This window comes from Pseudomonas lyxosi (assembly GCF_047758685.1).
Taxonomy (GTDB): Bacteria; Pseudomonadota; Gammaproteobacteria; order Pseudomonadales; family Pseudomonadaceae; genus Aquipseudomonas; species Aquipseudomonas lyxosi.
Window position 1 is genome coordinate 2183170 of the sequence record NZ_CP180481.1, and the last position, 21605, is coordinate 2204774.

Here is a 21605-nt window from a genome sequence, read left to right on the forward strand (position 1 = left end):
AGCCTCTCCTTATTGAAGCGTCGGTGTGGCGACGGCGACCTGGTTTACGGTGGTCGGGCCGGATTTGCTCGGTGTCTTGAGTCTTTGCGCGCGGGCCTGGGCTTCGGTGACTTGGGCGGGGCTCAGGCCGAGACGGCTGACGAGTTCGGCCGCACGACTCCAGTCGTCCTGGTAGATCAGCAGTGTTACCAGATTCAACGCGGCCAGTTGATCGCTTTGCTTGAGTTCCATGGCCGTCAGAAATTCAAATCGCGCATCCTCGACGCGTAATTGATTGAGGTACACCACGCCGAGGTCGTTGCGGATTTTCTCGTCGGTCGGCGCTAGCCGTGCGGCCCGTTGCAAGTGGGCCTGTGCCAGGCCGTTGTCACCCTTGGCGGCGGCGAGTTGGCCGAGGCCGTGTTCGGCTTCGGCGGCCAGGCAACTGCCGAGCAGGCTGCGGTACAACGGTTCGGCTTCGCTGCGGCCCAGCAGTCGATAGACCTTGGCTTTGCGCAGGCGCACGTCGGCCAGGTTGTCGGGCAGGCTTTGCAGGTTGGCGAGGCTGGCGTGCAGTTTGCCGTCATTGGCCATGTCATCGGCAAGGTTCAGCGACAGCTGTTCCTCGGAGGTCAGCTTGCCGCAACTGGCCGTATTGGTCAGGGCGCTCCAGGGCGTCGCACCGTTGCTCGCGCAACCGCCTAACAACAGCAGAGTCAAACCGGCAATTATTGCTTTCATAACGATCCCTCTAAGAACCAAAGGCATGGGACAGGGCGGTGAAGCCCGGGCCGGCCAGTACGATCAATAACGCCGGGAAGAGAAACAACATCATCACGACGGACATTTTGGCGGACATTTTGGAGATGTATTCCTGCAAGCGCGTCAGGCGCCGGTCATCGAGCAATTGCTTGAGGGCCAGCAGGGATTTCATCGCACCGCCCCCCTGATGGATCAACTGCTCAAGGATGACGCAGGTGTCGGTGAACTCGTCGACGGCCAGCAATCGGCTGGCTTTGTGCAATTCTTCGCCCAGTTCCAGGCCGGAATCGACCCGGGCCAATACCAGACGCAATTCATGGGTCAGGGCCGGCAATAATTGTTTGCCTTCATTGCTCAACACTCGCAGCGACTGCTCCACCGCCATGCCCGATTCGAACAGGATGCGCAGCAGCGGAATGAAGGTGGAAATCTCGGTAGCCAGTTGTTTTTGCCGACGCTGCGCGGCAGCGGCCAGCAACCGTTTGGGCAACAGATAGCCGATGCCGGTGGCGAACAGCGGGGCCATCCAGTGGTTGTCGGCATGAGGGAAGAACACGCCCTGGATCAGCAAGGTCAGGGCCAGCGCCAGCACCGGAGCGCCGACCTGAAACGCCGCGAACAGTGAACGTCGCCGGGCGCTGCGCCAGCCGAGACGGTTAAGCAATGCCTGGGTTTCGTTATCCAGGTTGACCGAGCGCTGGCCGATCCGGCTGCTGCCCAGCAGCTCTAGCCACTGATTTACCCGGTTGTCGCTCGCCAGTTTGCCGTCGAGTCGTTGCGCCACCTGGCGAACCCGCCGACGGTGTTCCAGCAAACCGCTGAGCAGCAACAACGTTGCCCCCAGAAACAGCAATGCGCAGATCAGCAATGGCACTTTCATACGCTGCGCAACATATGCCAGAGCGCCAGGCTGCCGACCACCTGCAAGCCGAACGCGGACGCGAGCATGATTTGCCCTGAATCGTCGTGCCACATGGCGAGCAAGTAATGGGGGTTGGTCGCGAGGAAGTAGCCGGCCAGTCCAACCGGCAAACAGCCCAGGACCCACGCGGTCACCCGGGTTTCACCGGTCATGGCCCTGAGTTGGCGCGCAGCCTGCTCGCGCTCCCGGATCATCTTGATCAGGTTTTCCAGCAATTCGCTGGCATTGCCGCCATAGCGGTGATTGACCTTCAAGCCGAGCGCGAACAAGCGAAGTTCGTCTTTCTCATACAGCTCGGCGAGGTCAGCCGCGGCATCCGGCAGGCTGACCCCCAACTGCACGTTGCGCTGAATCCGCCCCATGGCATTTTTCAGCGGGTCTTCAGCGGCGTCGATGGCGCCCAGCACCGCATCGGCCAGGGTGCGCCCGGACTTCAGACTGCGCACGGTGTGATCGAGCATTTGTGGCAGTTGTTCGATCATGCGCTGGAGTCGGCGCTGATAACGCCAACCGACATACAGACGCAGAATCAGCGGCGGCAGCAGTAACAGAACCAGCAAGCCGAGCCAGCCACCGGTAGCAAACCCGAGCAAGATGCCAAAGGCCCAGAGCAGCAGCCATACCCCCAGTCGCTCGGAGGGACGCCCAAGGCCGGCCCGCAGAAAGGCCCGATCCAGACCGACCCAGGAGGTTTTCGTCAGCACCGGCTGCGGTTGCCCCTGGGTCAGGCGTCCCAGTACCCGCTCGGTGCCGGTCTGGCGCAAACCGCGATAAAACAGGCGGATCGACAGTCCGAGCAAGACCAGGCAAACGAGGATGAGCAGCACCGGTTTGAGCATGCCGTGGCCTTCAGTACGCAGAGGGAGAGAGCGCCAACTCACGGCGCAGTTTGTCGCCGGCGGGGTTGACCGCCTCACGCATGAATCCGAAACCGCTGCGCCGGTCGAGCCGGAACAATGTGTTGGTGACATATACGTCATCACGCAAGCCGATCACCTCCACCACTTCGCTGACGCAGCGGCGACCGTCGGGCATGCGCGTCAGCTGGATCACTACGTCCAGTGCGGCGCAGATCATTTGCCGCAAGGTACGTTCGGCGATGGTGCGGCCCGTCAGGCCCACCAATGTCTCCAGGCGCAACAGCGCATCCTGGGCGTTGTTGGCGTGCACGGTGCTCATCGAACCGTCGTGGCCGGTGTTCATTGCGGTGAGTACGTCCACCACTTCGACGCCACGAATCTCGCCGAGGATGATTCGGTCCGGGCGCATCCGCAGGGCGTTGCGAATCAGGTCATTGGCTTTCACTTCACCGTGGCCTTCGGCATTCGGCGGTCGGGTTTCCAGACGCACCACGTGAGGGTGGCCCAGGTGCAGTTCGGCGACGTCTTCGATAGTGACAATTCGCTCGTGAGGGTTGATCAACTGGCTGAGAATGTTCAGCAGCGTGGTTTTGCCGGTGCCGGTGCCGCCGCTGATCAGGATGTTGCAGCGCTTGCTCACGGCCTCCTGAATAAAGTCGAAGATCGCCTGATCGATGGTTTGCATCGCCATCAGGTCTGAGCTTTTGAGCATGTCCTTGCGAAATTTACGTATCGACAGGCAGGGACCATCGAGCGCAATCGGTGGAATGATCGCGTTGACCCGGCTACCGTCGGGCAGGCGTGCGTCGACCATTGGCGACGACTCATCGAGCCGTCGACCGAGGGGCGCGAGGATCCGTTGCATGACCCGCTCGACGTGATGCGCATCGATGAAGCGCAAATCGCTTTGATGCAGTACGCCGTCGCGTTCGATGAACACCCGGTGCGGGCCGTTGACCAGAATCTCCGTCACCGCCGGGTCCCGCAGCAGCACTTCCAAAGGGCCGAAACCGGTGAGTTCGTCGACGATTTCTTCGGCCAGACGCTCCATTTCATAGCGGGAAATCGCCAGGTGCAGCCGGGCGATGTACTCGGCAACCTTGTCGATGACGAACTGCGAGAGCACCTGCCGTGATCCCTCCAGCAGGTTTTGGCCGGACTCTTCGATGGCGTCGATGATGTAGCGGTGCAGCACCAGTTTCAGACCTTCATGGTCGGTGTTTCCAGTGGTGGTGCGCACAGGGGCACCGAAGAGTTTTTCACCGCTCATTGCGCACCCCTCAACCGGTTGAACCATCCAGACTTGGGCTTGGCCACGCCCTCGGAGCGCTTGGCCAGACGATCACCGAGGGCGCGCAGGCTTTGAGTCAGGCCTTCGCGGGGAGCCAGGTCAAACAGCGTCACACCTTGGTTCTTGGCGTTAAGCCGAACTTCCGGGCTGTAGACGAGGGTCGCGATGATCTCCATGCCGAAGCTTTTGCTCAGAGTGTCAGAGTCCGGTGCGACGTTGCGCAGGTAGCGATCCACCAGCAACCTGGCGTGATCGAGCTTCATGCCTTTTTCACGCCACAGGTTGAGTACCGCCAGGTTGCGACGGCAGTCGAGTACGTTCTGATCGGTGTACCACAGCAACTTGTCGCAATGGGTGACGAAGGTGCGTAGCGCTTCGCTGTCCGGCTGGCCAGTCAGGTTCACCACGATGTGCTGGAAGTGTTGGCGCAGGGCGCTGAGCAGCATGTACAACTCGGCGGTGCTGGTGTGTTCCAGCGGCTCATCGTGGTTGGCGTAGGCGAGGATCCGCAACCCGGCGGCGCAGTTGGTGAACGCGCTGTCGATCAGCGTTGAGTCGAGACGCCGCAGGTGCCGGAGTGCATCGCCGAAGTGGAACGAACTCTCTAGCCCGAGCAAGGCCAGGCTGTCACCGCGCGGCAGGCCCAGGTCCAGCAACAGCGTTTGCTGTCCGCTCTTTTGCACCACTTGCGCCATGTGCGTGGCGAGCAGCGCGCCGTCGGCGTTGATCTGCACACCGTAGAGCACCGTCAGGCTACCCAGTTGGGTGTTCGGGGCCACGGGCGGCAGGCGTTTGCTCAGCCGTCGCACCAACCCCGAGACTTCACTGGACCGCGAACCATAGGCCACGAAATCCCGTGCACCGGCGCGCATGGCATTGAGCACGAGCTGGTTGTCCATGCCATCGCCTAGCGCGACGATCGCCAGCATCGGTTTGGCTTCCAGGGCACCTTCGATCAGTGCGCTTTGGGCCACCACGTGTTCGCGGTCCAGGCCGATGAACACCAGGCTGGCGAAGGTCACGTCCACCAGCGCCAGCAATTCGTCGAGGCTGCCACTGCCGGCGCTGACCACTTGGCCCAACGGGGCGAGGGCGCCTTGCAGCCACTCAAGGTCGGTGCTGTTGCGCGTGATCGCGAGGAAGGTCTGGCTCAGGTTCTGGCTCTGGCTCATTGCGATAATCCGCTGCGTTTATCGAAGTTGCCGTTTTCGAGGAAGTACAGGCGATACCAGTTCGGGTCATAGTTGCGCAGCTTTTCACCCGGCAACGATGGCAGTCGTGCGTTGGCAGCCAACGGTTGGACCAGGTGCGGCGTGACGATCATCAGCAGCTCACGCTCTTCGCGGTTGACCGATGAGTTGCGAAAAAACGCACCGAGAATCGGGATATCGCCCAGGCCTGGAAACTTGCTGACTTGCGAACTGTTGTGAGTGCTGATCAAACCGCTGATGACGAAACTCTCGCCATCGGCCAGCGAGACGCTGGTATCGGTGCGGCGAATGGTGAACGCCGGGACGGTGGTGCCGCCGATGGTCACGCCATTGTTGAAGTCGAGTTCGCTGACCTCCGGCGCCACTTTGAGGGTGATGCGGTCGTGGCTGACCACGGTCGGTGTGAGCGTCAGGCGGATACCGAATTCCTTGTATTCGATGGAGTAGCTGTTGCTGTTGGCGCTGGGCACCGGGATCGGAATTTCACCCCCGGCCAGGAAGCTCGCGCTCTGCCCGCTGAGGGCCACCAGGCTAGGCCGTGCCAGGGTGTAGGCGAAGCCGCTGCCTTCCAGGGCGTTGACGATGCCGAGGAATTTGCTGCTGCCACCGCCCCAGACGATGTTGAAACTGTCGTTGAGCAACGGGATGCTGGGCACCGCGATCCGTGGATCAAGGTTGAACAGCGGCACCACGCCCGGCGTCACGGCCGTGTTGGGCACCGTACCGGGTGCGCCGAAGAGGAAATTGTTCGAGCCCTTGCCGAAAATCGATGTGCCGGCCTCTTTCAGTTTGGTCCGGCTGACTTCGACAAAACGAATGTCGGTCTGTACTTGCGACGGTAGCAGTGGGTCATCAGAGGGTAACCGTGTCGCGGTGGTCATCGCCGCGGTGGCCTTGCCCTGAACGAACACCATGCTCTGGCGCGGAGCACTGGCGCAGGCGGTCCAGACCATAAGGCTGGTCGCGCCAGGAGCCATCCCGGTTAGCAAAAACGCTTGATTACCGTTGACTCGCACATCGGCGATTTTCGGGTCACCCACGGCCACCCGAGTGATTGCTACCGGCGATTGCACCTCCTGTTGCAGCCCTTCACTGACTTCCAGCACAGCAGGCAACGAACCTAGCGCGGCGCAATTGCCGGCGGCTGCGAACGTCACGCCAAGCGGCACACCGCTCAGTAAAGAGACCCAGAGCAGGCCTTGAAGCAGGGGCATGGAACGACTGCGCATTTAGATGCGTCCTTGCTCGAATCAGGGGGTTTTTTGGGTTATTTCGTTGCCGCGGATGACTTCCACGCTCGACTTGCGCGGTGCCGTGCTGCCGTAGGTGACGACAGGTTTGGGTGGGGGCGTCATGGCCAGTTGGCTGAACTGGATCAACTCGCGGTTGGTACTGGCAAGGTTGGCCGATGAATCGCTTTCGCCGGCCCAGTAACGAGCCAGACGTTTTTCATCGGCGCTGCGTACGGCCAGGCGCAACACGCCGGCCTGGGCCGCCAACATCAGGCGACTCAATAGTTGTTCGGGGACGGCAAGCAAGACGCTGCGGGCGCTGGTGCGCAATTGTTCTTGCCTGAGCTTTTCTTCGATGCTGCGGGTCGGGCTTGCGGGTTGACCGTCGTTGGTCAACCCCATCTGTTCGCCCACCCCGAGCACCCGCAAGGCCGGCACCACCAGTTGCGCCGACGGCTGAAGGTTGTTGTTGTCCATGCGCAGAAACAGCAGCACATCGACATAGTCCCCCGGTGTCAGTTGCCCACCGGCATTGATCACTTCATCCACCGCAACGGCGAGGGCGCGTTCATCGGGACGAATCATCCGCGCCAGTCTGCCGCCGGCTTCAAAGCTTTCATCATTGAGCCAGGTGCCAGCGCTGAGGGCGCGCCAGGGCGTTCGGCCAATCGCTTGATCGAGACGGCTCAGGCTGCCGGCCGGGACGGTACGGAGTTTTTCCAGGGTCACGTCGGCGGCGCTGATCGGCACGAACGGCGGCACATCATGCAGCAGCACCACCACTGGTTGGCGGGTGGGGTCGTCCACGGGGGGCGGCGTCTGGGCGATGGGTGCAGGCGTGACGATCCCGGGTTGCACGGCAGGCTCGGGAGCGGGTGGGCGGCTCAGCGTGAGGCCCCAGTAACCGGCAATAATGGCGCCCACCAGAAACAAACCGGCCAGGCCCAGAGTGATACGACTGTTCATGACGGCTCTCCCTTTCCTGCTGCTTGAGACCTCGTCGCATCCAACGAGACAACTTCGCAATCAGGCAGCTATGAACATGGAACTATTTCGCTATTTGACGGTAGCTCAGCTAGAGCAAAACGCCATTACGGACCTGAAAATAACGAACGAAAGTAAGTAACTAGAGCGAAAACGTGACTTTTTTGGCGTCAACGAAGCAACTAATACTTTAGTGATAGTTCGTTCTTACAGTTGTGGGGACGGGGAATGCCGACAATGCTGATGGTGGCAAAGGGGAACCATGTTGCGACCGTGCAACACCCGTCGTCTTCAGGAGAACTGCCATGTCCTTTACCAAGATTGCTCAGAAGATCAAATCCCACATCGCTTTTTACAAAGACCTGGCAAAGGATACTGAGGGCGCGTCGGGGATTGAGTACGCGATCATTGCCGCCATGATTGCGGTGGTGATTGGCACCTTCAGCACGACGATCTCTGCTGCGATCACTACCACGTTCAACAGTATCTTGAACGCACTATGACGGTGAGGCGGCGTTCTTGCCGGCTACTTGCTAATGTCCCAAAGGGGTTCTAACGTCAGCGCTTAGTCCATTGCAGGTGTTGCCCATGAACGCTCCCTCACTTCCACGCCAACAGCTTCTTCTGGTCGATGATGAGGAGGATGCGTTACTGGAGTTGGCGGAGTTGCTGGAGGGGGAGGGCTTCAATTGCTTTACCGCCACTTCGGTCAAACTCGCGTTGCACCATCTGACGCGCCACCCTGATATTGCGTTGGTGATCACTGATCTGCGGATGCCGGAGGAGAGTGGCATGTCGTTGATCAAGCGGTTGCGCGAGCATACGTCCCGCCAGCATTTGCCGGTGATTGTGACGTCAGGGCATGCGGACATGGAGGATGTCAGTGACATGTTGCGGCTGCAGGTGCTCGACCTGTTTCGCAAGCCGATTTATCACGTGCGGTTGTTGGAGACGTTGAATAATTTGTTTCCACAGCCTCGCATGGATTTAGTGAGTCCGTGATTGATCGTTCCCACGCTCTGCGTGGGAATGCAGCCAGGGACGCTCTGCGTCCCAAGAGCCGAACGCAGAGCCCGGGAACGGTCGGGTCAGGCAACCGGCCGCCAATGCCCCACCATATGCTCAAGATCCCCCGCACCCACCAACAGCAAATCCCCGCTAGACCCTGCCGCGCTGGCCAGCAATGTCACCTCACTGGGCAATCGCACCGGTTTGCGAAATTGCACCGCAATCTCGACATTCGCCGCGGGCAGATGCTCACTTAACGCCGCCAGCGTACGCGCCTTGTTCCACAACCCATGGGCGATGGCCGTCGGGAAACCGAAGAGTTTGGCGCTGACGGCACTCAGGTGAATCGGGTTGTAGTCGCCGGACACTTTGGCGTACTGCCGCCCAATGTCCGACGGCGCTTTCCAGTGAGCCACTTCCGACATCTCCAGTGTCGACGCCAACACGTCCTCGACGGGCTCGCCTGCGAGTTTGACCCCGCGGCACAGCATCTGGCTTTCAGCTTCCCACAACGCCCCCAACTGATCGTCGAGTGTCGTCACCAGGTCGAACGTCGCGCCCTTTTCATGGGGCTGCAGGTTTTGCACCTGAACGCTGACCCGCACACGATTCACGCCGCCCATTGGGCGAAAGATGCGAATGCGGTTGCTCAGGTGAATCAACCCCAGCAGCGGGAACGGAAATTCCTTGGCCGTCAGCAATTGCATCTGCAATGCGAACGCGAGGATGTGTGGATAGGTTGGCGGCAACAAACCGTTCTCGGCAAAACCGCAGACCTTGCGATAGTCCGCCAGGCGCTTCGGGTCGACATTGATCCAGCAGCGCAAACCCGAATCGGGCAGGGTGGTGCCGGTGATTTTGCGTCGCGTTGCGGCCCGCACGTACAGTCCCGACAGGCTGGGTTCGCGGTTGAGTATGTGCCAATCGATGATCATGCCTAAGCCCCCAAAACACTTTGTCCGCACACTCGCAACGCTTGCCCGGTAAACGCGCCGGTGCCCGGTTGAGCCAGCCACGCCACCGCTTCGGCGACGTCTTGCGGCAGACCGCCCTGGCCCAGCGAACTCATGCGCCGTCCGGCCTCACGCACGCCGAACGGCAGGTGCGCGGTCATCTGGGTTTCGATGAAACCGGGTGCTACCGCATTGATGCTGATACCGCGCTCATTCAGCAGCGGCGCCCAGGCCTGGGCCAGACCGATCAGCCCGGCCTTGCTCGCTGCGTAATTGGTTTGCCCGCGATTGCCGGCGATGCCGCTGATGGACGCCAGCAGGATCACCCGGCCGTTGTCGTGCAGGGTGCCGCTGTCGAGCAGTGCCTTGGTCAGCACTTGCGGCGCATTGAGGTTGACCGCCAGCACCGCGTCCCAGAATTCCGGGGTCATGTTGGCCAGGGTTTTATCCCGGGTGATGCCAGCGTTGTGGACCACGATGTCGATGCCGTCGGGTAGTTGCTCGACCAACTGCGCGGCGGCATCTTCGGCGCAAATATCCAGGGTGATGCTGCGCCCGCCGAGGCGTGCGGCGAGGGCTTCGAGGTCAGTCTTGGCCGGTGCTACGTCGAGCAGGATCACTTCGGCCCCGTCACGGGCCAGGGTTTCGGCGATGGAGGCGCCGATGCCGCGTGCAGCACCCGTGACCAGCGCCTTGCGGCCGGACAACGGACGAGTCCAGTCCAGCACCGGCGTGTTGCAGGCATTCAAACGAATCACTTGCCCGGAAACGAACGCACTTTTTGGCGAGAGGAAAAACCTCAGTGGGCCTTCCAGTTGATCCTCCGCACCTTCGCCGACATAGATCAGCTGCAAGGTGCCGCCGCTGCGCAGCTCTTTGGCCAGAGAACGGCTGAAGCCTTCCAGCGCTCGCTGGGCACTGGCGGCGAACGGATCGCTCAAGGTCTCCGGCGCGCGACCCAGAATCACCAGGTGCGCGCTGTGGTCGAGGTTTTTTATCAGTGGCTGGAAGAACTCGCGCAGCTGTTTGAGTTGATCGGTCTGCACCAGGTCACTGGCATCAAACACCACGGCTTTGAGTTTGGGGCCGTGGCCGGGAATCCACGCGGTGGCCAGGGAAGGATCGGTGCCGTAGCTGTAAATCGCGTCGGTCAGGCGGTTGGCGAAGGTGCCGATTTTCTCCGTCAACGGGCCTCCGCCTATCAACAACGCCCCCTCGACAGGCCGCAGCCGGCCTGCTTGCCAGCGCTCCAGCCGAACCGGTGACGGCAGACCCAGGGCCCCGACCACACGATGGCCGATGGACGAATTGGCGAAGTCGATATAACGGTCAGACATGGAACGCGCTCCAGCAGCTGGGGTTCAAAGTGTGGACCATGAATGGCAATCAGTCGTTCGATCCACGAGATTAGGCCTACGCTTGTGGGTTATGGCCTTCACAGAATAGGAAGCTTTTCATGACTCAGCTGCGCCGCGTTGCGATTATTGGTGGTAACCGTATCCCCTTCGCCCGTTCCAACGGGCCGTACACCACCGCCAGTAATCAGGCGATGCTCACCGCGGCGCTCGAAGGCCTGATCGAACGCTACAACCTGCACGGTTTGCGCCTGGGCGAGGTGGCGACGGGGGCGGTGGCCAAGCACGCCCGGGATATGAGCCTGACCCGCGAATGTGTGCTCGGCTCGCGGCTGTCGCCAACCACCCCGGCCTACGACATCCAGCAAGCTTGCGGCACTGGGCTGGAGGCGACGTTGTTGGTGGCGAACAAAATCGCCCTGGGTCAGATCGAATGTGGCATTGCCGGTGGCGTCGACACCGCCTCGGACGTGCCGATCGGTGTCAACGAAAGCCTGCGCAAGATCCTCCTGCAGGCCAACCGCGCCCGAAGCACCGCCGACAAACTGAAAACCTTCCTGCAACTGCGTCCCCGCCATTTGATACCCGACTTTCCAAGCATCAGCGAGTCGCGCACCGGTCTGTCGATGGGCGAGCACTGCGAGTTGATGGCCCAGGCCTGGAACATTCCGCGCGACGAACAGGACCAACTGGCGCTGGACAGTCACCAGAAAATGACCGCGTCCTACGCCGAAGGCTGGCACAACGATTTGATGACACCGTTCCTCGGCCTGACCCGCGACAACAACCTGCGCCCGGACCTGACCCTGGAAAAACTCGCCTCACTGAAACCGGCCTTCGAGAAAAGCGCCAAGGGCACCCTGACGGCGGGCAACTCGACGCCGCTCACCGATGGCGCGTCGCTGGTGCTGCTGGGCAGTGAAGAATGGGCCAAGGAACGTGGTCTGCCGATCCTTGCCTATTTGCGCGATGGCGAGGTGGCGGCGGTGGATTTCGTCAGCGGTGCGGAAGGATTGTTGATGGCGCCGGTGTATGCAGTGCCGCGTTTGCTGGCGCGCAACGGCCTGACCTTGCAGGACTTCGATTACTACGAAATCCACGAAGCCTTCGCCGCGCAGGTGCTCTGCACGCTGAAGGCGTGGGAGGATCCGGAATATTGCAAAACCCGACTCGGTCTTGATGCGCCACTGGGCTCCATCGACCGCAGTCGCCTCAACGTCAAAGGCAGTTCACTGGCAGCGGGGCATCCGTTTGCCGCTACCGGCGGGCGCATCGTCGCCAACTTGGCGAAGTTGCTGGATGCGGCGGGCAAGGGTCGAGGCTTGATCTCGATCTGCGCCGCCGGTGGCCAGGGCATTACAGTGATTATTGAGCGCTGAGGGCTGGGGTGCTTTGTTGGGCCAGCTGCCGGTTGCGGTTGGCGTAACTCTCGGCCATGACCGAGCAGACGATCAGCTGCAACGGGTGGTAGATCATGATCGGCAACAGGATCAGCCCGAGCCCCGGGTTGGCGCCGAAGATCAGCGCCGCCATTGGCGCACCGGCGGCCAGGGATTTCTTGCTGGCGCAAAATACCGCAGCGATTTCATCGGCCGGGCTGAATTTCAATGCGCGAGCGGTGCGGGTGGTCATCCACAGGATGATCGCCAGCAGGATCGCACTGCCGATCAGTGCCGTGAGGATCACGCTGTTGCCCTGCTTTTGCCACATCCCCGAGACCATCGAATTGCAGAACGCCGCGTAGACCAGCAACAGGATCACCAGCTTGTCGGCAATGTTGGTGTAGCGCTTGTGGCGGGCGAAGAACTTGCCGAGGAACGGCCGAACCAATTGGCCGAGTACCAGTGGCAACAGCAACATGGCGCAGAGGTCGAGCAGGGTTGAGCCCAGATCGATACCGCCCGCGCCGCTGCCGACCACGAAACTCACCAGCAGCGGCGTCAGAAAAATCCCCAGCACGCTGGACAGGCTCGTATTGAGAATCGCCGCCGGTACGTTGCCGCCTGCACTGCCGGTCAGGGCCACGGACGAGGAGATGGTCGAGGGCAGGGCGCAGAGGTACAGGAAGCCGAGCATCAGCAGTGACGGAATGTGCGAACCCAACAGCGTGTCGCTCAGCAGCCAGATCAGCGGAAACACCGCGAAGGTGAACCCCTGGACCATCACGTGCAGCTTCCAGTTTTTCAGACCGTGAGTGATCTGCTCGCTGGACAGGTTGACCCCGTGCAGGAAGAACACCAGGAACACGCCGATGTTGATCACGTATTCAGCGTGCATCCCACCGCCAGTGGCACCGAAGGTCGGGAAGAAATACGCCAGCAGCGTGGCGATCAACATGCCACACAAGAACCAGTCGGTGACCACGCGTTTGAGGTGTTTGAAGGCATGCATAACAGGCACCGAATACATTTGTAAGAATTGGTGACTTAGCCTAACGTCGGCTTCATCAGCCGTCTTGCGACATAAGGCCAATCAATGCCGACTAACGGACAATTTTCCCTCGGGCGGACGATTCCGACACTGACAGCGTTGCCGCGTCCGCTGTATGCCCGTGCGGAAAGTCTCAACGCCGGTTCATGGACGCCGCCGCATCGACACGATTGGGTGCAGTTTTCCTACGCGATCAGCGGTGTTCTCGGCGTGCACACCGCCGAAGGCAGTTTCTTTGCGCCGCCGCAGTGGGGGATCTGGATTCCGGCCGATCTCGAACACCAGGTGGTGACTTCGATGCGTGCCGAGATGCGCAGCCTCTATGTGCGCCGCGAGGATTGTGAATGGGCGGACGGGCGTTGCCGGGTGCTGGAAGTGACGCCGTTGGCCCGGGAGCTGATCAAGAGTTTTTGTTTGCTGCCGGTTGAATATCCACAGGGCGACAGCCAGGAATCGCGGCTGGTGAGTGTACTGCTGGATCAGTTGGCGCATCTGCCGGAGGTCGGCTTCTCTCTGCCGTTACCGCGCCATGAACGGTTGCTCGGGTTGTGCAACGAGCTGATCGAAAGCCCTGAGCGCAATGTGACCTTGCAGGCGTGGGCCGAGCGATTGGGGACGTCGGAGAAGACCTTGATGCGGCTATTTCAGCGGGAAACCGGGTTGAGCTTTCGAGGGTGGCGCCAGCGGATGCGGTTGCTGTCGTCGTTGAGTTTGCTGGAGGAGGGCGACAGCGTGACGAATGCGGCGCTGTCTTGTGGGTATGACTCGACTTCGGCGTTTATTGCGGCGTTCAAAAGCCTCTTCGGATTCACCCCCGGTGAACTCTTTAGACACTGATCGTTCCCACGCTCCGCGTGGGAATGCAGCCCGGGACGCTCCGCGTCCCTTCCAGAGCCGAACGCGGAGCGTCCGTTGAGGCATTCCCACGCGGAGCGTGGGAACGATCAGCATCTCAAGTCCTGAACCGCCGAACCAACCCATCCAGCTCATTCGACAACCCCGCCAGACTCTGCGAGTCCAGCCGCGCCGAGTTCGCCAGTTCCGCCACCAATTGCGCATCACCATGAATCTGGCTGATGTGCCGATTGATGTCTTCCGCCACCTGATGCTGTTCTTCCGCCGCGGTAGCGATCTGGGTGTTCATGTCGCGGATCACATCCACCGACTCCCGAATCAGCCCAAAACTGCTGCGCGCTTCACCGATCCGCGTCACCGATTGCTGAGACACTTCCAGGCTGGCGTGCATTTGCTGAGTCACCTGACTGGTGCGCTTGGCAAGGTTGCCCAGCAACCCGTCGATTTCCGCCGTGGAATCGGCAGTCCGCTTGGCCAGTGCCCGAACTTCATCGGCGACCACCGCAAAACCACGACCCTGTTCACCGGCCCGCGCTGCTTCGATGGCCGCGTTCAGTGCCAGCAGGTTGGTCTGTTCGGCAATCGAGCGAATGGTCCCGAGGATTGACTGAATGTCGTTGCTGTCGCGCTCAAGCTGTTGCATCGACTGGGCCGACTGTTCGATTTCCTGGCTCAAGCGATCAACGCTGGTCACGGCCGCATCAATCTGCTGCTGACCTTCACGCGCCTGGCGCTGGCCGCTGTCGGCCGATTCCGCCGCCTGGCTGCAAGAGCGCGCGACTTCGTTGGCGGTGGCGACCATTTCGTGGAACGCCGTGGAGACCATGTCCACCGCTTCACGCTGACGCCCGGCCGCTTCGGCCATGTCGCTGGAGACCTGGGTCGAACTCTTGGAGGTGGCGAGGATCTTGGTCGCGGCACCGCCAATGCTCTGGATCAGATTGCGAATCGCCGCCAAGAACTGGTTGAACCAGTTGGCCAATTGCGCGGTTTCGTCGCTGCCACGGATTTGCAGGTTCTTGGTCAGGTCGCCTTCGCCTTGGGCGATGCCTTCCAGACCGCTGGCCACGCTGCGGATCGGCCGCACGATAAGGCTGGCGAAACTGGCGCCGACGATGGCGAAGAACACGGCCAGCACGGCGGCGATGATCGCGATCAGCCAGGTCAGTTGGGTGGCCGAACTCATCACGTCGGTCTGCTTGATCAGGCCGATAAAGGTCCAGCCCAGCTGCTCCGACGGCCAGACGTTGGCCATGTAGCGTTCGCCGTTCAGCTCGACTTCCACCAGCCCTTTGCCGGCTTTGGCCAGTTGCGCGTAGCCGTCGCCGAGGCTGCTCAGCGCTTTAAAGTTGTGTTCCGGTTGCTTCGGATCGACCAGCACGGTGCCGGTGTTTTCCAGCAGCATCAGGTAGCCGGTTTCACCGAGCTTGATCTGTTTGACGATTTCGGTGAGCTGCTTGAGCGTCACGTCGATGCTGACCACGCCGCCATTGGTGCCCAATTTGTTGTCGATGGTGCGCACGGTACTGACGTACGTCGCGTCGTCCTGGGCCCAGTAATAGGCCTCAGTGCGGAACGGTTTGCCAGGTTTGGCCTGAGCAGCCTTGTACCATGGGCGCTGGCGCGGGTCGTAATTGCTCAGCTTCGCATCGTCCGGCCAGGACACATAACCGCCCGCCGCGGTGCCGAGGATGGCATAGGCGTAGGACGGGTGACTGTTACCCAGGTCCTGCAGGAGGCCGAAGACCTTCTTGTCCATCTCGCCTTGAGGAATGCTCTCGGCGTTGGCGCTCATGTACGTCTTGAGGCTGTCGTCGGAATTCTTGATCAGCGGTTGGGTCGCCAGGTAATCCACGTTCTGGCTGATGCCGTCAAAGAACAGTTGCATGGCGTTGCTGACCTGACGAATTTCGCGGCCACTGCCGTCGACGAAACTGTCCTTGGCATCACTGCGCAAATTCAGCACAACCAGGGTAGCGACCAGCACCACCGGCAAGCAGGCGATGATTGCAAACGCCCAGGTCAACTTCTGTTTGATGTTCATCCGCACTCCAGATTTTTCTTGTAGGCCCACGCAGTGCAGATGACTCGCGGATATTGGCAGAACGATTGTCGGACAAATCACTTTGTCATTGATAACTTCGGCTGATGGCTGGGGAAATTGAGGCCTATTAAGAAAAATCCTACGAAGGGTATGAATCGAGATGTCAGCTCCTGTCGCAAATACCCGCTTAGCCCTTCAGCAACAAGTGACGCAGGGTCAGCTATGATCTGTGGCGGCCGATGACGACCGGCGGTTGTTGACCGATTAATCCGGCACATTGTGTGCTTGTTGACGGTCACTTGAACGTTCATAGGTCGGCAACCCCTCCCCCGAATGAGTGGATTGCCGTATAACGAATGACTTTCGCGTGTTTGGTAATAAAGGACCCCCAATAAAAGCTGATGAAGACTCCAAAACGCATTGAACCCCTGATCGAGGACGGTCTGGTCGACGAGGTGCTGCGCCCACTCATGAGTGGTAAAGAAGCAGCTGTTTATGTGGTGCGCTGCGGCAACGAGTTACGTTGCGCGAAGGTCTACAAGGAGGCGAATAAACGCAGTTTCCGTCAGGCGGCCGAGTATCAGGAAGGCCGCAAGGTGCGCAACAGCCGTCAGGCTCGTGCGATGGCCAAGGGCTCCAAGTTCGGCAAGAAAGAAACCGAAGACGCCTGGCAGAATGCCGAAGTGGCGGCGTTGTTCCGTCTGGCCGGTGCTGGCGTGCGGGTCCCTCAGCCTTACGACTTCCTTGAAGGCGTGCTGTTGATGGAGCTGGTGGCCGATGAGTACGGTGATGCCGCGCCGCGTCTGAACGACGTGGTGCTGGAACCGGATCAGGCGCGCGAGTATCACGCGTTCCTGATTTCGCAGATCGTGCTGATGTTGTGTACCGGTCTGGTGCACGGTGACCTGTCGGAGTTCAACGTACTGCTGACCCCGACCGGCCCGGTGATCATCGACCTGCCGCAAGCGGTCGACGCGGCGGGCAACAACCACGCGTTCAGCATGCTGGAGCGGGATGTTGGCAACATGGCGTCCTACTTCGGGCGGTTTGCGCCGGAGTTGAAAAAGACCAAGTACGCCAAGGAAATGTGGGCCCTGTTCGAAGCCGGCACCTTGCACCCGGCCAGCATCTTGACCGGCGAGTTCGACGAGCCGGAAGAGTTGGCCGACGTTGGCGGGATCATGCGCGAGATCGAGGCGGCACGCCTTGATGAAGAGCGTAAACAAGCGGTGCGCGCGGCAGACGATGCGCCACCGGGTAAAACCGAAGAGCCGCCTCCGCCCTGGATGCAGTGATCGGTTAACGAAAAACCCGGCTTTGGTCGGGTTTTTTGTGTTTGCTGGAATTTGGTGGTGTGTCATGTGGATCGACCCCTCACCCCAGCCCTCTCCCCACTGGGGAGAGGGGGAAAGGGAGCAGATCTTCATGTTTTTCAAAGCCTGAGTTCGACTCGAGCTCTCAGGTCGCAGATTTTCTTGAGATATCCCCAATCAGTCCCCCTCGCCCCTTTGGGGAGGGGGTTAGGGTGAGGGGTGGCTTCCAGATCCACACAAAATCACGTCTACTGCCCACCGGCAGAACCCACACTCAAGGATTGAATGTGAACACCGCATCCCCCCGCAACGCCCAACTCATCATCACCGCCCGCCTGGTTTCAGACTTCGGCGCCTTCCTCAACATGGTCGCCCTGGCCACCTACGTCTACCTGCTCAGCAACAGCGCCATGAGCGTCGGCATCTTTCTCGCCAGCCGCGTGGCGGGAGGGATCTTCGCCAGTCTCATCGGCACGACGTTTTATCGCCGCTGGGCCGGGCGCCTGCCGTTGATTGCCTTCGACCTGTTGCGCGCCGGGCTGCTGGGCCTGCTGCTGGTGCTACCTGTCGCCCAGCAGATGCTGCTGTTACCGGTGATCGCTTTCGGTCTGGGATTCGGCAACTCGATGTTCGCCATCGGCCTCAACAGCCAATTGCCGCACTTGATCGAGGCAGAGCATTTGCTGAAGACCAACGCCTGGATCACCTCGGCGTCGTCGGCAGCCATGGTCGGCGGAAGTCTGGTGTCGGGGCTATTGGTGGCAGCATTCGGCTTTGAAACGGTGTTTGCATTGAACGTGGTCACTTATTTGTTGGCCGCGCTGTTCATCTTGCCGCTGCGTTTTTCACAACCTGCGCCCAGTGACGAACCCATCCACGAACGTGGTGAATGGGCGGCCCTGCGCCAAGGCCTGCGCAGCACACCGGTGGTGGCGGCGATGCTCGCGGTGGCCATGGCCGACACCCTTGGCAGTGCCGCGCACAACGTGGGCTTTCCGATCATTTCCAGACTGCTGACGCCCGAGTCGGCCAGCACCACGCTGGGCCTGATGTTGGCGGTCTGGGCCAGCGGAAAACTCATCGGTGCGCGCATCGCCAGCCGGCTGAAAGGTTCGGACAACGTGAACCTGGAGCGACGATTTTTCTTTGGTGTGTTGCTGATGTCCTGCGGCTTCATCCTGATGTTTCAGCAGCAAACGCTCTACGGTTTGCTGTTGTTCTCGTTGCCGGCGGGGTTGGGCGACGGTTTCTCGGAAGTCGGCTTGATGTCGCGCCTGCAGCGTGAACCGGACAGCCTGCGCCTGCCGATTTTCAGCTTCCTGACGCTGTTGCAAATGACCGGGTTCGGCGTTGGTATGCTGATCGCAGCGCCGTTCTATTCGTGGTGGGCGCCGGGGGCTGTGGTGCTGTTGTTCCACGGTATTCCCCTCACCACCTTGTTGGTGGTGAAGGGGCTGGCAATCAGGGGCGAGCGGGTTGGGCGCAGCAGCCCGACTCCAGACTCTTGAGGATCGGGCAGTCCGGACGGTGATCACCGTGGCAGTGTTCGACCAGGTCCTGCAGGGTGTCGCGCAGTTGGCCGAGTTCGCGGATTTTCTGGTTCAGCTCATCAATGTGCTGACGGGCCAGGGCCTTCACGTCGGCGCTGGCTCGTTGGCGGTCCTGCCAGAGGGTCAGCAGTTTGCCGACCTCTTCCAGTGAGAACCCCAGGTCCCGGGAACGCTTGATGAACGCCAGGGTATGCAGGTCGTCGTCGCCGTAAACCCGATAGCCGCTGTCGGTACGATGGGCGGCCTTGAGCAAGCCGATGGATTCGTAATAACGAATCATCTTCGCGCTCAGGCCGCTTTGGCGGGCCGCTTGGCCGATGTTCATCGGTTGTCCTCCAGATCCTTGGGTTTCCAGGTTTTCAACAGTAACGCATTGCTCACCACGCTGACGCTCGACAACGCCATGGCCGCACCGGCCAGCACCGGGTTGAGGAAGCCGAAGGCTGCCAGCGGAATGCCGATCAGGTTGTAGACGAAGGCCCAGAACAGATTCTGACGAATCTTCGCATAGGTCTTGCGGCTGATCTCCAGTGCCGCCGGTACCAGCCGTGGGTCGCCGCGCATCAGGGTGATCCCGGCCGCGTGCATCGCAACGTCGGTGCCACCGCCCATGGCGATGCCGATGTCTGCGGCGGCCAGAGCGGGTGCGTCGTTGATGCCGTCGCCGACCATCGCTACCACGCCGGTTTTTTTGAGTTCGGCGACGGTGGCGGCTTTGTCCGCCGGCAGTACTTCGGCGTGGACATCCTTGATGCCCAGCGCCTCGGCAACCACTTTGGCACTGCCGCGATTGTCGCCGGTCAGCAGGTGGCTGCTGATGTTGCGTGCGCTGAGTTGTTGCACAGCTTGCAGCGCGCCGGGTTTGAGGGTGTCGCCGAAAGCGAAGAGGCCTAACACTCGTGGCTCGGAGCTTTGCTCGATCAGCCAGGACAGGGTCCGGCCTTCGGTTTCCCACGCGGCAGCAGATTCAGCCCATTCACCTGCGTTCAAGCCGCTCTCTTCCAACAGACGACGATTGCCCAGCGCCAATCGACAACCGTCGAGAGTGCCCGTGATGCCACGGCCGGTCAGGGACTGGCTGTCGCTGACATCGGCCACGGTCAAACCGCGTTCGGCGCAAGCGTCCAGAACCGCCTTGGCCAGCGGATGTTCACTGCCGCGTTGCAGGGCGCCGGCCATTTGCAGCAACGCCGATTCGTCATGGTTGATTGCGCTCAAATGAGCGATACGCGGAGTACCCGAAGTCAGCGTGCCAGTCTTGTCGAACACCACCGCACTGACTTCATGTGCACGTTCCAGCGCTTCGGCGTCCTTGATCAGAATCCCGTAGCGCGCCGCCACGCCGGTGCCGGCCATGATCGCTGTCGGCGTTGCCAGCCCTAGCGCGCATGGGCAAGCGATCACCAATACCGCCACGGCATTGATCAGCGCCGTTTCCATCGGAGCACCGTACAACCACCAACCGATCAAGGTTGCCAACGCAATCAGCAGAACCGTAGGGACAAACACTTGGCTGACTTTATCCACCAGCTTCTGGATCGGTGCCTTCGCGGCTTGAGCGTCTTCGACCAGACGGATAATGCGCGCCAGCACGGTTTCCGCGCCCAAGGCCAGGGTGCGAACGAGCAACCGGCCTTCGCCATTGATCGCGCCGCCGGTGACCTTGTCGCCGGGTTGTTTGGGCACCGGCAGGCTTTCGCCGCTGATCAGCGCTTCGTCGGCGTGGCTCTGGCCTTCGACCACTTCACCGTCCACCGGGAAGCGTTCGCCGGGTTTGACCATCACCAGATCATTCAGACGCAAGGCGCTGATGGCGACATCCTGCTCGCGGCCATCAATCACCTGAATCGCCCGCTCCGGGCGCAAGGCCTCGAGGGCGCGAATGGCACTGGCGGTCTGGCGCTTGGCGCGGCTTTCCAGGTACTTGCCCAGCAGGACCAAGGCAATCACCACCGCCGAGGCTTCGAAATACAGGTGCGGCATGCGCCCGGCGGCGGTGGCCCATTCATAAAGACTCAAGCCATAACCGGCGCTGGTGCCCAACGCGACCAGCAAATCCATGTTGCCCGCACCGGCCCGCACAGCTTTCCAGGCGGCCACATAAAACCGCGCACCGAAGATGAATTGCACCGGCGTGGCCAACGCGAATTGCACCCAGGCCGGGAGCATCCAGTGCACACCGAACGGTTGCAGCAGCATTGGCAGCACTAGCGGCGAGGCGAGGACGATCGCCATGATCAAGGCCCAACGCTCGCGGTGCAGGCGTTGTTGTTGATTATCGGTTTGCGGGTGTTCGACTTCCCAGACACTGGCGTTATAGCCTGCCTTGGTCACTGCGCCGATCAGGGTTTGCGGATCGATCTGGCCGAGCAGCTCAAGGTGGGCGCGTTCGTTGGCCAGGTTGACGCTGACACTTTTGACCCCCGGCACTTTGGCCAGCGCTCGTTCGACCCGGCCAACGCAGGAGGCGCAGGTCATGCCGTCGATGCTCAATTCCAGACTCTGCTGCGGCACGCTGTAACCCGCCTGCTGAACCGCGTCCATCAAGGCCGGCAGGCTGTCGCTGGGCGCTTGAACCCGGGCCTGTTCGGTGGCCAGGTTGACGCTGACGGCGGAGGCGCCGATGACTTTGCTCAAGGCACGCTCGACACGCCCGGCGCAACTGGCGCAGGTCATGCCGGCAATCGGCAGATCGAAAGTGGTGGATTCGGACATCAGTCACGCTCCCTGTAGAAGATACCTACAGGATCAACCTTGCCATGCTGGCAAGGTCAAGCGCCATGTCTCAGATCAAAAGACCGCTACCTGATCGTTCCCACGCTCTGCGTGGGAATGCCTCAACGGACGCTCTGCGTT

General features: G+C 61.0%; 19 protein-coding genes and 1 pseudogene. 6 read left to right on the top strand and 14 right to left on the bottom strand.

From position 1 onward, the window contains the following. Positions 1-9: 9 nt before the first annotated feature. From ACMXYI_RS10120 to cpaB, 7 genes are read right to left on the bottom strand one after another with little or no spacing between them, the layout of a single operon-like run. On the bottom strand, positions 10-720 hold the full coding sequence (locus ACMXYI_RS10120; RefSeq protein WP_415773110.1) for a hypothetical protein: 711 nt from the start codon (positions 718-720) through the stop codon (positions 10-12). 10 nt (positions 721-730) lie between these two features. Then, the gene (locus ACMXYI_RS10125; RefSeq protein WP_415773111.1) at positions 731-1621 is read right to left on the bottom strand and encodes a type II secretion system F family protein; all 891 of its coding nucleotides are present in this window, start codon (positions 1619-1621) and stop codon (positions 731-733) included. Beyond that, positions 1618-2502 (bottom strand): type II secretion system F family protein, encoded by an 885-nt coding sequence (locus ACMXYI_RS10130; RefSeq protein WP_415773881.1) that lies wholly within the window; start codon positions 2500-2502, stop codon positions 1618-1620. The genes ACMXYI_RS10125 and ACMXYI_RS10130 overlap by 4 nt, the downstream gene beginning before the upstream one ends. Positions 2503-2512: 10 nt before the next feature. Then, positions 2513-3793 carry a CpaF family protein gene (locus ACMXYI_RS10135; RefSeq protein WP_415773112.1) on the bottom strand — a complete coding sequence of 427 codons (1281 nt, stop codon included), beginning with the start codon at positions 3791-3793 and terminating at the stop codon, positions 2513-2515. After that, positions 3790-4986: an AAA family ATPase gene (locus ACMXYI_RS10140; protein ID WP_415773113.1), complete on the bottom strand. Its 1197-nt coding sequence runs from the start codon at positions 4984-4986 to the stop codon at positions 3790-3792. Before ACMXYI_RS10140 ends, ACMXYI_RS10135 begins: the two co-directional genes overlap by 4 nt. Beyond that, on the bottom strand, positions 4983-6254 hold the full coding sequence (locus ACMXYI_RS10145) for a type II and III secretion system protein family protein (protein WP_415773114.1): 1272 nt from the start codon (positions 6252-6254) through the stop codon (positions 4983-4985). Before ACMXYI_RS10145 ends, ACMXYI_RS10140 begins: the two co-directional genes overlap by 4 nt. 21 nt (positions 6255-6275) lie before the next feature. Then, positions 6276-7223, bottom strand: coding sequence for a Flp pilus assembly protein CpaB (gene cpaB / locus ACMXYI_RS10150; protein WP_415773115.1), 948 nt, complete (start codon positions 7221-7223; stop codon positions 6276-6278). 323 nt (positions 7224-7546) lie between these two features. Between cpaB and ACMXYI_RS10155 the strand changes: the two genes are divergently transcribed. Both ACMXYI_RS10155 and ACMXYI_RS10160 read left to right on the top strand, forming a co-directional pair. Beyond that, positions 7547-7744, top strand: coding sequence for a Flp family type IVb pilin (locus ACMXYI_RS10155; protein ID WP_415773116.1), 198 nt, complete (start codon positions 7547-7549; stop codon positions 7742-7744). A gap of 85 nt (positions 7745-7829) precedes the next feature. Beyond that, positions 7830-8243 carry a response regulator gene (locus tag ACMXYI_RS10160; protein ID WP_415773117.1) on the top strand — a complete coding sequence of 138 codons (414 nt, stop codon included), beginning with the start codon at positions 7830-7832 and terminating at the stop codon, positions 8241-8243. 86 nt (positions 8244-8329) lie between these two features. On the opposite strand, the gene ACMXYI_RS10165 is transcribed toward ACMXYI_RS10160, so the two are convergent. Further along, positions 8330-9184: a MaoC family dehydratase gene (locus tag ACMXYI_RS10165; protein ID WP_415773118.1), complete on the bottom strand. Its 855-nt coding sequence runs from the start codon at positions 9182-9184 to the stop codon at positions 8330-8332. Positions 9185-9186: 2 nt separating this feature from the next. Then, a complete protein-coding gene (locus ACMXYI_RS10170; RefSeq protein WP_415773119.1) occupies positions 9187-10539 on the bottom strand; it encodes a 3-oxoacyl-ACP reductase in 1353 nt (450 codons plus the stop codon). Between the two features lie 119 nt (positions 10540-10658). Here ACMXYI_RS10170 and ACMXYI_RS10175 point away from each other — a divergent pair, with 119 nt between their 5' ends. Continuing rightward, positions 10659-11936: an acetyl-CoA C-acetyltransferase gene (locus ACMXYI_RS10175; RefSeq protein ID WP_415773120.1), complete on the top strand. Its 1278-nt coding sequence runs from the start codon at positions 10659-10661 to the stop codon at positions 11934-11936. Here ACMXYI_RS10175 and ACMXYI_RS10180 read toward each other — a convergent pair. After that, positions 11923-12948 carry a bile acid:sodium symporter family protein gene (locus ACMXYI_RS10180; protein ID WP_415773121.1) on the bottom strand — a complete coding sequence of 342 codons (1026 nt, stop codon included), beginning with the start codon at positions 12946-12948 and terminating at the stop codon, positions 11923-11925. The two genes, ACMXYI_RS10175 and ACMXYI_RS10180, sit on opposite strands and share 14 nt — an antisense overlap. 84 nt (positions 12949-13032) lie before the next feature. Between ACMXYI_RS10180 and ACMXYI_RS10185 the strand changes: the two genes are divergently transcribed. Next, on the top strand, positions 13033-13824 hold the full coding sequence (locus ACMXYI_RS10185; RefSeq protein WP_415773122.1) for an AraC family transcriptional regulator: 792 nt from the start codon (positions 13033-13035) through the stop codon (positions 13822-13824). A 115-nt stretch (positions 13825-13939) separates the two neighbouring features. Here ACMXYI_RS10185 and ACMXYI_RS10190 read toward each other — a convergent pair whose 3' ends face one another. Together ACMXYI_RS10190 and ACMXYI_RS10195 are read right to left on the bottom strand one after the other, a co-directional pair. Beyond that, positions 13940-14707: a methyl-accepting chemotaxis protein gene (locus tag ACMXYI_RS10190; RefSeq protein WP_371916927.1), complete on the bottom strand. Its 768-nt coding sequence runs from the start codon at positions 14705-14707 to the stop codon at positions 13940-13942. A 90-nt stretch (positions 14708-14797) separates the two neighbouring features. Beyond that, positions 14798-15886: pseudogene (locus tag ACMXYI_RS10195) on the bottom strand (cache domain-containing protein); the annotation flags it as partial. A gap of 401 nt (positions 15887-16287) precedes the next feature. Between ACMXYI_RS10195 and ACMXYI_RS10200 the strand changes: the two are divergent. Continuing rightward, a complete protein-coding gene (locus ACMXYI_RS10200; RefSeq protein WP_129438758.1) occupies positions 16288-17181 on the top strand; it encodes a PA4780 family RIO1-like protein kinase in 894 nt (297 codons plus the stop codon). Between the two features lie 305 nt (positions 17182-17486). Continuing rightward, positions 17487-18707: an MFS transporter gene (locus ACMXYI_RS10205; RefSeq protein WP_415773123.1), complete on the top strand. Its 1221-nt coding sequence runs from the start codon at positions 17487-17489 to the stop codon at positions 18705-18707. Here ACMXYI_RS10205 and cueR read toward each other — a convergent pair. Next, positions 18661-19074, bottom strand: a complete 414-nt coding sequence (gene cueR / locus ACMXYI_RS10210; RefSeq protein ID WP_415773124.1) for a Cu(I)-responsive transcriptional regulator — start codon at positions 19072-19074, stop codon at positions 18661-18663. The two genes, ACMXYI_RS10205 and cueR, sit on opposite strands and share 47 nt — an antisense overlap. After that, entirely contained in the window at positions 19071-21464 is a 2394-nt protein-coding gene (locus ACMXYI_RS10215) for a heavy metal translocating P-type ATPase (protein WP_415773125.1), read from the bottom strand. Before ACMXYI_RS10215 ends, cueR begins: the two co-directional genes overlap by 4 nt. Between the last annotated feature and the right edge of the window lie 141 nt (positions 21465-21605).